The sequence below is a fragment of the Rhodopseudomonas sp. BR0C11 genome, assembly GCF_010820945.1.
Lineage (GTDB): Bacteria > Pseudomonadota > Alphaproteobacteria > Rhizobiales > Xanthobacteraceae > Rhodopseudomonas > Rhodopseudomonas palustris_H.
The window spans coordinates 1-10,637 of sequence record NZ_QTKI01000149.1 but is presented as its reverse complement, the minus strand read 5'-3'; the positions used below and the strand labels follow the sequence as shown (position 1 = coordinate 10,637).

Here is a 10,637-nt window from a genome sequence, read left to right as displayed (position 1 = left end):
CCCGGGTGGCCACCCCGGCCGACTTCAACCGGCTATTCCCCGCGACCGGCGGCGCGCTGTATGGTCGCGCCTCGCACGGCTGGAGTGCCTCGTTCGAACGTCCCGGAGCGCGTACAAGGATCCCCGGCCTGTATCTGGCGGGCGGCAGCACTCACCCGGGTCCCGGCGTGCCGATGGCTGCCCTCTCCGGCCGCGCTGCGGCGGCGATATTGTTCGCCGACCTCGACTCCAACCCCGCCGGCCCGAGGCCTGCGCTTCGCCCGGATTCTTCCAAGACGACGTGAGATTATGATTGCCTGGCCTAACGAGACCGACGAACGCCGCGCCGGATTCAATGTCGACGTTCCGCGCAACGGCTACGCCTGGTGGTACATCGACGCGATCAGCGACGACGGCCGCGAAGGCCTGACCATCATTGCGTTCATCGGCAGCGTGTTCTCGCCGTACTACGCGTTTGCGCGGCGCCGTGGGCCGGCCGATCCGCTCGATCACTGCGCCATCAATGTCGCGCTGTATCACGAGGCCGGCAAGCGCTGGACCATGACCGAGCGCGGCCGCGGCCGTGTGGCGCGCAACGTCAATTCCTTCCTGATCGGGCCGAGCGACCTCGGCTGGGACGGCAAGACGCTGACGATCAACATTCGCGAGACCGGCGCCCCCGTGCCGGGCCGGATCGAAGGCCGCGTCCGGGTGACGCCGGCCGCGCTCACCAAGGATTTCTTCGTCCTCAATCCGCAAGGCAATCACCGCTGGTGGCCGATCGCGCCGCGCGCGCGGGTCGAAGTCGACTTGCGGCGGCCAAATCTGTCCTGGCGGGGCGAAGGCTATCTCGACAGCAACGCCGGCGACGAGCCGATCGAGACCGGCTTCCGGCATTGGGAATGGGCGCGCGGTGCGATGCGCGACAAGACCGTGATCCTGTACGAAGCCGAGCGCCGCGACGGCAGCCGGGTCGATCTCGCCGTCACGTTTGACGCCGAAGGCAACAAGCAGGAATTCACCCCGCCACAACTGCTGCCGCTGCCGCGCTCAGGCTGGAAGGTCGACCGCAGCGCCCGCAGCGAAGCCGGCGCCAAGCTGGTCCGCACGCTCGAAGATACCCCGTTCTACGCCCGCTCGATGGTGGAGACGACGCTGCTCGGCGAAAAGGTGACGCTGGTGCACGAAAGCCTCTCCCTCGACCGCTTCCGCATGCCGGTCGTGCAGGCGATGTTGCCATTCCGGATGCCGCGGCGGCGGTAGTAAGCGCCGTTACCATCGTCATGGCCGGGCTTATCCCGGCATGACGACTAACGTTCGTCAGAAGACGTATTGTTCTTCCCCTTCTCCGCCTCACGCTTGCGATCCAACCGGCGCCCTTGCCATTCGAGCACTGCCCAGCCGGCGGCGAACATTCCGAGCATCAGGATTTCGAAGTAGTTGAACGCGCTATCGCTGTTCATGGCGGGCTGCCCTTGTCGCGGTCGGCGCGGGCGCGGTCGAGGCGTTTGCCTTGACGTTCGAGGACCAGCCAGCCGACGGCCACGCAGAGCACGACCAGGATCAGTTCGATCAGTCCGTAATACTCGTCCACGGCAGGCCTCCGTCGATGGCTGATGGCCAAGAGGTAGCAGAATAGCTCACCCTCGGGATTCCCGCACTGGCTTCCTCCATCGAGACGGCGCGGACCGGCGGCGGGAATTCAGGCGCCGGCCTGCATCGGCAGGTGGCCAGGGACGCGGACTGCTCGTGCGTCATCGCGACACATCGAAGGGGGCGGCGATCTCGCCAATGGTGTCGTCCCGACCTCGCTCGGCCTGCAGGCGCTCGACGAACTGTGATCGTCGCATCGAAGCCCCTGCCTCTTCGGCATGCCGGAATGGGAGACCCAATATGTCGATGCTCAAGCGAACCCTGGTCCTGCTCGGCGATACGCCGTCGTCGCTGGCGGCGCGCGCCTATGCGTTCCGGCTGGTGCAGCAGACAGGGACGGACCTCGCCGGACTTGCCGGCGTCGATCTCGGCGAGATCGAAGCGCCGATGCTCGGCGGCATTGGGATGTCGGCCTACCAGACCCAGCTCCAGACCGAGCTGAAGCGGCAGGCCGACACCACGCGTGACCGCCTGCAGGCGGAATTTGCCGACGACTGCCGCAGCCGGTCGCTCACCTGCGAAGCGGTGTCGTTCGAAGGCGATCCGGCCGACGGCTTTCGGCTGGCGACGGAAACGCGCGATCTTGCGGTCTCGGGCCACGACACCGGATTCGGCGGCAGCCAGGAGCCGCTATCGGCGATGATCGCCAAGCTGGTGGTGCGCACGCCGCGGCCGTTGATCGTCTGTCCCGATGAACTGCCGGCGGGGGATGCGGTGCTGATCGCCTATGACGGCAGTCTACCGGCGATGCGCGCGCTGCAGGTGTTCGCGCTGTTGGGCCTCGGCGACGGCAAACAGATCTGCGTGCTGGCGATCGACCGCGAGGAGGCAGCGGCCATTCGCAAAGCCAATGCGGCAGCGAAATTTCTGCGGATTCACGGACATGCGGCCGAAGCTATCCCGACCTCGTCGAGCGACGATCCTGCCGACCTGATCCGCACCGCTGTCGCTGAGCGCAACATTGGCACGGTGGTGATGGGCGCCTACGGCAATCGCGGCTTCCGCGAAGCGCTGTTCGGCTCGACCACGGACGCGCTGGTCGACACCCCGCCCTGCGCGCTGTTTCTGTATCACTGATGCGACAGATAGCGCCGACGCGAGACCACGACGACTCCGGTCGCCGGCGTCAGCTCCAGCTCACCAGCGGCGGCATCGAGCTCATGATGGTCTCGGTATTGCCGCCGGTCCGCAGACCGAACATCGTGCCGCGATCGTACAGCAGGTTGAATTCGACATAGAGCCCGCGGCAGGCGAGCTGCTGCGCCCGCTCCTCGTCAGTCCACGGCTCGACCATTCGCTTACGCACGATGCGAGGATAAACGTCGAGCAACGCCGAGCCGACATCGCGGGTGAAGGCGAAGTCGCGATCGAAATTGCCGCTGTTGAGATAGTCGAAAAAGATTCCGCCGACGCCGCGCGCCACGCCGCGATGCGGCAGGAAGAAGTAGGTGTCGGCCCAGGGCTTGAATTTTTCGTAGTAGGCCGGATCGTGGGCGTCGCAGGCGCGCTTCATCGCGGTGTGGAACGTCACCGCGTCTTCGGCCTCCTGGCTGCGCTGCTCCGGCAGCATCGGCGTGAGATCGGCACCGCCGCCGAACCACCCCTGCGAGGTCGACAGGAATCGCGTGTTCATGTGCACGGTCGGCACCCGCGGGCTGCGCGGATGCATGATCAGGCTGATGCTGGTGGAGACATAGTCGAGGCTGCCGTCGCCAGGCACGTTCTTGGCCATCTCCGGCGAGAGCTTGCCGTTCGCCGACGAGGTGTGGATGCCGATCTTCTCGAACAGCCGCCCGTTCGACAGAAAGCCGCCGACGCCGCCGCCTGAGCCGGTCTTCCGCTGCCAGGGTTTGTAAGTGAAAGTCGCCGGCTCGCCGGGAAACAGCTCGGCCGGCGCTTCGCGCTCCAGCGTCTCGATCTCGGCGCAGATCCGGTCGCGCAGCCCTTCGAACCAGGCGCGCGCCTGGGCGCGGCGGGCCTCGACGGGATTGTCGGTGGAAGCAGCGGGAGTGCGGTCGAGGTCGGTGTCGATGGTCATGGCCGTGATCCGTTGCACAAGGTCAGCATCGGTATCACGCCAGTGTGGCGGCTTCGAGAGTTTTTGCAAATCAGTAGCGTTTGAGCGGATCCACTTCTGGCTTACGGCCCAACATCTCGCGCGCCGTCATGGACGGGCTTGTGCCGGCCATCCATGCCTTTCTTGCGGCTTTCGCTGCAAGACGCGGGTGCCCGGCACAAGGCCGGGCACGACGGGTTGAAGCGAAAGTGCTTGATCTATTGCCCGCATGTCCAGTCGGGCGCTCAGGATGAGGTCACGCTACGCGGCAGCGGAGGTCTCAGCGCGTTGCAAGGCTTTCAACACAGCAAGCCTCACGGTGAAGAGGCGCGCAGCGCCGTCTCGAACCATGCGCCACAAACATCGGCGCAATCGCCATTCATGGAAATGCCCGGGACAAGCCCGGGCATGATGGGGTGGTGCCGGCAATTGAGCTAACTACACCCGGCTGCGCTGCAGCATCTGATCGCGGCGTTCCAGGCGGGTGAACAGGTCGACCAGCCAGGCGACCTTCTGCTCGAGCGGCTTGACCTTCTGGCGCGCCGGCAGTTCGCGCACCGGATGCGCGATCACCGCGTCGACCAGAAACTTGGTCTCTTCCATGTCGCCGAACTTGGCCGGCAGATACTTCGCCGGGGCCCATTCGGTTTCCTGGAACGCCAGCAGGCGGGCCAGGACCGCGAGCTTGCGGCCGGTCGAAACCACCGCGCGGCTCGACACCGAGTCGAGGCCGGAACGCTCGACCTCACGGCCGATCTCAGCATACAGCGCGCGCGCCGCAAAGATGCCTGGACGGCAGGAGCGCGGCAGGTTGGCGATGCCGAGCGTAGCGCGATCGTACAGCGCATCCGCGGTGTCGATCAGCCGCTTGACGATGCTGGCGATCTCCGGCGTGAACTTCGGATCGGCGAGCCAAGTCTCCGGATCGAGGCCGGCCTCGCGCATCCACGACAGCGGCATGTAGATGCGGCCGTTGCGCGCATCCTCGCCGATATCACGGGCGATGTTGGTGAGCTGCATCGCGCAGCCGAGATCGCAGGCACGCGCCACGATGTCGGGTTTGCGCTGGCCCATCACCAGCGTCATCATCACGCCGACGGTGCCGGCGACGCGAGCGCAATACGAATACAGGTCCGACAGCGTGTCGAAGCGGCGGCCCTGCGCGTCCCACTCCAGGCCCTCGATCAACGCCTCGGGAATCGCCGGCGGAATCGAAAACCGCGCCACCACATCAGCGAAGGCGCGGTCGGACGGATAGGCGCGCGGCACGCCGCGGCAGGCACGGTCGAGCCGGTCTTTGAGCACTTCGACAGCAGCAGCGCGATCGAGGCCAAGGTCGACGGCATCGTCGGCGACGCGGCAGAACGCGTACAGCGCGATCGCCGGATCGCTGATCCGCCGCGGTAGCACCTTGGAGGCCGCGTGGAAGGTGTGCGAGCCTTCCTTGATCATCTCGCGGCAGGCCAGCATGTCGGATTGGGCCAACATATCGGATTGCAGACTCATGATGTCACCAGACTGTCGGCCTCGGGGACCAGCGCATCGACCACCCGCGCCGAGGACAGAACCCCGGGCAGGCCAGCGCCGGGATGCGTTCCGGCGCCGACGAGATAAAGCCGTTTGACGTCTTCGCTCTGATTGTGCGGCCTGAACCAGGCGCTCTGCCACAGCACAGGCTCCAGACCGAACGCGGCGCCGCGGAACGACGACAGGCGGTCCTGGAAATCGAGCGGCGTCGTGATCTTGGAGGTCGCGATCTGGTTCTCCAGATCGGGCAGAACGGTTGCGCCGAGCATCTTGGCGATCGAAGCGCGATAGGTTTCCGCCTTGGTGTGCCAATCGGTATCGCCGAGCAGGTTCGGCACCGGCGACAGCACGTAGAACGTATCGCAGCCGGGAGGCGCGAGCGACGGATCGGTCGCAGTCGGGCGATGCAGATACAGGCTGAAATCGTCGGCGACCACCTTGCGGCTGAAGATGTCGCTGATCAGCTCCTTGTAGCGCGGCCCGAGCAGAATGGTGTGATGCTTGACGTCTTCGTAGCGGCGCTTCGTGCCGAAGTACCAGACGAACAGGCTCATCGAGTAGCGCGACTTCTCGATCTTGGCGTCGGTCCAGCGCCGGCGCGTCTCCGGCGGCAGCAGATAGCGATAGGTCGAAGCCGAATCGGCGTTCGACACCACGATATCGGCCTTGATCACTTCGCCGTCGGCAAGCTTGACGCCGCAGGCGGTGCCGTTCTGCACGACGATCTGGCGGACATCCTGATTGTAGCGGATCTCGTTGCCCTGGCCTTCGATCAGCTTGACCAGACCGGCCACAAGCGCGCCGGTGCCGCCCATCGCCGAATGCACGCCCCACTGCTTTTCGAGATAGGTGATCAGGCAATACACCGAGCTCGACATGAACGGGTTGCCGCCGATCAGCAGCGGATGGAAGCTGAACACCTGCCGCAGCTTCGGATCCTTGAAGTGCTTGGCAACCAGGCCGTAAACGCTGCGATAGCTCTCCAGCTTGATCATCGCCGGCGCGATCTTCAGCATGTCGGTGAAGTGGCTGAACGGCTGATCGCCGAGCTGCTCGAAGCCGACTTTGAAGATCTCATGCGAGGCCGCCATGAAGCGGTCGTAGGCCGGAACGTCGTCCGGGCAGAACTTCGCGATCTGATCGAGCACCGCGTCGCGGTCGTCGGAGTAATCGAAGTGCGTGCCGTCGTCGAAGCGGATGCGATAGAACGGCGACATCGGCTTCAAGGTGATGTCGTCCGACATCCGCTTGCCGCACAGCTTCCACAGCTCTTCGAACAGATACGGCGCGGTGACGATGGTCGGCCCGGCGTCGAACGAGAAGCCGTCCTGCTTGTGGACGTAGGCGCGGCCGCCGGCCTTATCGAGCTTTTCGAGAACGGTTACTCGATACCCCTTAGCGCCAAGGCGCACCGCTGCGGCCAAGCCGCCGAAGCCGGAGCCGATCACCACCGCATGCGGGGCACGATCGCGAGGAAGACGGGGAGCAGGATTGGGGCCAGGATCGAGCATGGGTACCACTGTAACAAAAAATTGACAGAGGGCTAGCGGCAATCTGTAAGCAGATCCTGACAAGCCGTCTTTGATCTATTCGATATTCTCCAGTTTTTCCGCGTAGCGTTCGATCAGGGCGGCGATCAGCGCCGGACGCTCTTCATGGGCCAGATGGCCCAGCGCCGGAATCCGCTCGATCACAGCTTTCGGCAATATTTCCCGGACCTTAAACGCCACGGACGGCGGAATTGCACGGTCCCCTTCGGCCGCCACCAGCACCAGCAGCGGTTTCAGATTGGGCAAAGCTTTCAACAGCGGCTCGAGATCCCAGTTCGCCATCATCCGCAGCGCCGCGGCGACGTGATGCGGGCTGGAGACCAGCTTGCCGTAGAGCTTGATGCCGGCCGGATCGATGGTGGAGCCGGTGTTCCCGATCAGCCGTTCGACCGCGCCGCGGTGCCCGGCCTGCCAGGCGAACAAGCTCGGGACGAACGGATTCATCACCAGCATCTTGGCAAGCGGCGAGAAGAAGCTCGCCGCCGGGCCTCCATAAGGCAGGAACGCGCCGTTGAGGCTGAACAGGATTTTTGGATCGACCGCGCCGTCGAGGCACATCCGCGCGCCGATCGCCGCGCCCGCCGAATGGCCGACGACCAGTTCGGGCGAGACTTGAAGTGTGCGAAGCAGAGCGGCGAGATCGGCCGCCATGCCGGGCAGCGACATCCGATGACCGCGCGGCGACTGGGTGAAGCCGTGCCCCGGCAAATCGGGTGCGACCACGTGATAATGGCGCGCCAGCAGCGGCGCCAAGCCGCGCCAGGAATGCGAGGCCGCGCCGGTGCCGTGAATCAGCAGGATCGCCGGAGCGGCCGGCGATCCCATGCGTTGCACATGCCAGCGGAAGCCGCCGGCTTCGATGAAGCGGCTGGCCTCGCGATGAGGCCAATCCAGGCCGTCGCGACTCCAGACCAGATCGGACATCGCAGCAGCCTCAGGTCCCGGTCTTGCTCACCCGGCCAAGAAACTCGTCATAGGCCCGCATGAATTCGCCCGGGACCTCGAAATGCGGCATCGCCCCGGTCTGAAACACCGTGACGGTCCAGTTCGGCCGCCCCTCTACCGTGGTCTTCAGGGTGTAGTCGACGAAGTCGCCGCGCACGCCGTGGCTGAACCACACCGGCATCGGCAGATCCTGATAGATCCGCAGGATGTCCTGGCTGAACAGATAACCGGCCACGAAGTAATACGGCGCGTGCTGGGCGCCCGGCTGATGCGTCGTCAGATAGTCGTAGTCGAGCATGCCCTGATCGATGCTGGGCGAACCGAACGCCTTCTTCAAGAACCAGCCGATCACCGGCTTCATCGTCAGCAGCTTGAAGATGCTTTCGCTCCACACCGGATTTTCGAAGAACGAATGCAGCCACGGAATCGCCCGCGATCCCTGGGTCCAGCGCTGGTTCTTCTTGTCGAATCCGGTTGGCGCCACGAGCGCCAGGCTGCGGAACGCCTGCGGCGTTTCGCTCGCAGCCCGGGCGAGGAATTCGCTGCCGAGCGACAGCGCCAGCGCGTCGATCGGCTTGTCGCCATGCACCTTCTGAATCTCGCCGACTACGGAATGCACCGCATCCGTCATCATCCGAATGGTGTATTGACGCTTTGCGCGCGACGAATGACCAAAGCCCGGCAATTCGATCGCATAAACCGGTCGGCTCCGTGCGTAGTGCTCGTAGATCGGCCGAACCTCGTAGGCCGAGCCTGCGGCATTGACACTGTGAATCAGCAGCAGAGGCGGCTGCGACGTCGGCTCTGCCGGCGCTGCGGACCAATAGGTCAGCCGACCGCCGAAACTGTCGATGTCGTGACGTTCGCCCGGGACCGGCGGCGGCAGCGCCGGATTTCCGCTGAGCGTCTCGGACGATGCGGGGGTGGGTGCGGTTGCATTCATCTCGAAATTCCTATTCGCGGCATCTCCGCCGCAGGTCGGCGTGGTCAAGACGGTGCGCGCAGTGTATCAGACCGTCAAGAAGACTTGTCGTACAACAGTGGGTAGCTCTCTTGACACAGAATCTGGTGACCAAACCGTTCATGGAAGTGCTTTCCGGCAACCGGCAGGCCTCTCCTCCGATGTGGATGATGCGGCAGGCCGGACGTTACCTGCCGGAATACCGCGCAACGCGGGCGCAAGCCGGTAGTTTCCTCGATCTGTGCTTTAACGCGGAGCTCGCCGCTGAGGTGACGCTACAGCCGATCCGGCGATTCGGCTTCGACGCGGCGATCATCTTCTCAGACATTCTGGTGGTGCCTTACGCGCTCGGCCGCTCGGTGCGGTTCGAAGTCGGCGAAGGCCCGCGGCTCGACCCGCTGAATTCGCCGGATCTGGTCGGTACGCTGAACAACGCGATCGATCTGTCCAAGCTCGAGCCGGTGTTCGAAGCGCTGCGCATCGTTCGCCGTGAACTGAAGCCGGAGACCACGCTGATCGGCTTCTGCGGCTCGCCGTTCACGGTCGCGACCTACATGGTGGCCGGCCAGGGCACCTCGGATCAGCATCCGGCGCGGCTGATGGCGTATCAGCACCCCGGCGCGTTCGCCAAGATCATCGACGTGCTGGTCGAGAGCTCGATCCAGTATCTGCTCAAGCAGCTCGATGCCGGCGCCGACGTGCTGCAGATCTTCGACACCTGGGCCGGCATCCTGCCGCCGCGCGAATTCGAGAAGTGGTGCATCGAGCCGACCCGCCGGATCGTCGAGGGCATCCGCAAGGTCAAGCCGGGCACCAAGATCATCGGCTTCCCGCGCGGCGCCGGCGCGCTGCTGCCGGCGTTCGTCGAGCGTACCGGCGTCGACGCCGTCAGCATCGACTGGACCGCCGAACCCGCTTTCGTGCGCGAGAAGGTGCAGACCAAGGTCGCGGTGCAGGGCAATCTCGATCCGCTGTTGCTGATCGCCGGCGGCTCGGCGCTCGATGAAGCGGTCGACGACGTGTTGAAGAACTTCGCGTCGGGCCGTCACATCTTCAATCTCGGCCACGGCATCACCCCGGACGCCTCGATCGCTCACGTCGAGCAGATGATCAAGCGCGTCCGCGACTACAAGGCCTGAGGCGCCCTAGCCTCTCCCCATCTGATCTGATCGAAGAGCCGGTGCGGTCTGCACCGGCTCTTTTCTTTTCGATTGTAGTAGGTACCCATCACAACTTTCTCAGGCAATTCGGCCATCAGGTTGTGCGGACGCTTAGTTCCCGTTTTTGAACTGGTTGTGCCGGGTAGTCGGCATTCGCCGGAACCCAGATGTTAGCTCGCGGGCGCCGAGAAAGCCCTGAAACGCTTGGGTTCCAGGTTCCTGGACAAGCTTATCCGCAGCCACAAGATTTCGATAACCAAGGTTGGAATCATTGGCGCGTACTGAGCAATCCTGAAGATCTCCGGGAGGGTGAGTGCGTTACTAATCGACAGGTATTTTCCCGGGGGCCGAACCGCCGTGTCAGTCCAGCGATTTCTCAAGCAGCGCGCCGTCAACGTCACCGTTGGCGGCAACTACTCGCTGGCGAACTGGTACGATCAAAACGGCAAGCTGCGACAATTCGCCTGCCGCACCAGCCGCGTGTCGCCGTTCCGGATGATCGTCGACGTTCCGGTGATCGGCCGGGTCGGCGACCACATCTCGTCGTACTTCAGCGAGTTCGGCAAGCTGGACGGGCATATCAGCGACACCCTGCCCGGCGGCTTCCTGCTCGAATTGGCGGTGACCCGCGCGATGCGCGAGCGGCTGTCGAATCAGCTGAGCTGGCTCGAGAAGAAGATGCTCGATCCTGCTATCAAGGATGCGCGTGAGCAGGCGCGGGTGGTTCCGGTGTGCCCGCATTCGAGCCTGACGCTCGCCGATGGGTCCTCGCACACCTGCTTCGTGATCGACATGTCGATCTCCGG

The 10,637-nt window shown here is 64.5% G+C and carries 11 protein-coding genes and 1 pseudogene; 5 read left to right on the top strand and 7 right to left on the bottom strand.

From position 1 onward, the window contains the following. Together DYI24_RS13355 and DYI24_RS13350 are read left to right on the top strand one after the other, a co-directional pair. Nucleotides 1-284 (top strand): FAD-dependent oxidoreductase (locus DYI24_RS13355; RefSeq protein WP_349627773.1); only part of this gene is annotated, 284 nt, incomplete at its 5' end. Nucleotides 285-288: 4 nt separating this feature from the next. Further along, entirely contained in the window at nucleotides 289-1,242 is a 954-nt protein-coding gene (locus DYI24_RS13350) for a carotenoid 1,2-hydratase family protein (protein ID WP_107343534.1), read from the top strand. A 47-nt stretch (nucleotides 1,243-1,289) separates the two neighbouring features. On the opposite strand, the gene DYI24_RS28080 is transcribed toward DYI24_RS13350, so the two are convergent. Both DYI24_RS28080 and DYI24_RS28560 read right to left on the bottom strand, forming a co-directional pair. Then, a complete protein-coding gene (locus tag DYI24_RS28080) occupies nucleotides 1,290-1,442 on the bottom strand; it encodes a hypothetical protein (RefSeq protein ID WP_199851800.1) in 153 nt (50 codons plus the stop codon). Further along, nucleotides 1,439-1,573: a hypothetical protein gene (locus DYI24_RS28560; protein ID WP_283810854.1), complete on the bottom strand. Its 135-nt coding sequence runs from the start codon at nucleotides 1,571-1,573 to the stop codon at nucleotides 1,439-1,441. Before DYI24_RS28560 ends, DYI24_RS28080 begins: the two co-directional genes overlap by 4 nt. A gap of 299 nt (nucleotides 1,574-1,872) precedes the next feature. Between DYI24_RS28560 and DYI24_RS13345 the strand changes: the two genes are divergently transcribed. Beyond that, nucleotides 1,873-2,709, top strand: a complete 837-nt coding sequence (locus DYI24_RS13345) for a universal stress protein (RefSeq protein ID WP_164572636.1) — start codon at nucleotides 1,873-1,875, stop codon at nucleotides 2,707-2,709. 49 nt (nucleotides 2,710-2,758) lie between these two features. On the opposite strand, the gene hemF is transcribed toward DYI24_RS13345, so the two are convergent. From hemF to DYI24_RS13320, 5 genes are all read right to left on the bottom strand, one after another. Then, the gene (gene hemF, locus DYI24_RS13340) at nucleotides 2,759-3,670 is read right to left on the bottom strand and encodes an oxygen-dependent coproporphyrinogen oxidase (RefSeq protein WP_164572635.1); all 912 of its coding nucleotides are present in this window, start codon (nucleotides 3,668-3,670) and stop codon (nucleotides 2,759-2,761) included. Between the two features lie 456 nt (nucleotides 3,671-4,126). After that, the gene (locus DYI24_RS13335; RefSeq protein ID WP_164572634.1) at nucleotides 4,127-5,194 is read right to left on the bottom strand and encodes a phytoene/squalene synthase family protein; all 1,068 of its coding nucleotides are present in this window, start codon (nucleotides 5,192-5,194) and stop codon (nucleotides 4,127-4,129) included. Beyond that, complete coding sequence (locus DYI24_RS13330; RefSeq protein WP_164572633.1) at nucleotides 5,191-6,726, bottom strand: phytoene desaturase; 1,536 nt, start codon at nucleotides 6,724-6,726, stop codon at nucleotides 5,191-5,193. Before DYI24_RS13330 ends, DYI24_RS13335 begins: the two co-directional genes overlap by 4 nt. 75 nt (nucleotides 6,727-6,801) lie before the next feature. Next, entirely contained in the window at nucleotides 6,802-7,689 is an 888-nt protein-coding gene (bchO, locus tag DYI24_RS13325; RefSeq protein ID WP_164572632.1) for an alpha/beta fold hydrolase BchO, read from the bottom strand. 10 nt (nucleotides 7,690-7,699) lie between these two features. Then, entirely contained in the window at nucleotides 7,700-8,653 is a 954-nt protein-coding gene (locus DYI24_RS13320) for an alpha/beta fold hydrolase (protein WP_164572631.1), read from the bottom strand. 110 nt (nucleotides 8,654-8,763) lie between these two features. On the opposite strand from DYI24_RS13320, the gene hemE reads away from it, so the two are divergent. Both hemE and DYI24_RS13310 read left to right on the top strand, forming a co-directional pair. Beyond that, nucleotides 8,764-9,810 carry a uroporphyrinogen decarboxylase gene (gene hemE / locus DYI24_RS13315; RefSeq protein WP_107354735.1) on the top strand — a complete coding sequence of 349 codons (1,047 nt, stop codon included), beginning with the start codon at nucleotides 8,764-8,766 and terminating at the stop codon, nucleotides 9,808-9,810. Nucleotides 9,811-10,188: 378 nt separating this feature from the next. Then, nucleotides 10,189-10,637, top strand: a pseudogene (locus DYI24_RS13310) (PilZ domain-containing protein); the annotation flags it as partial.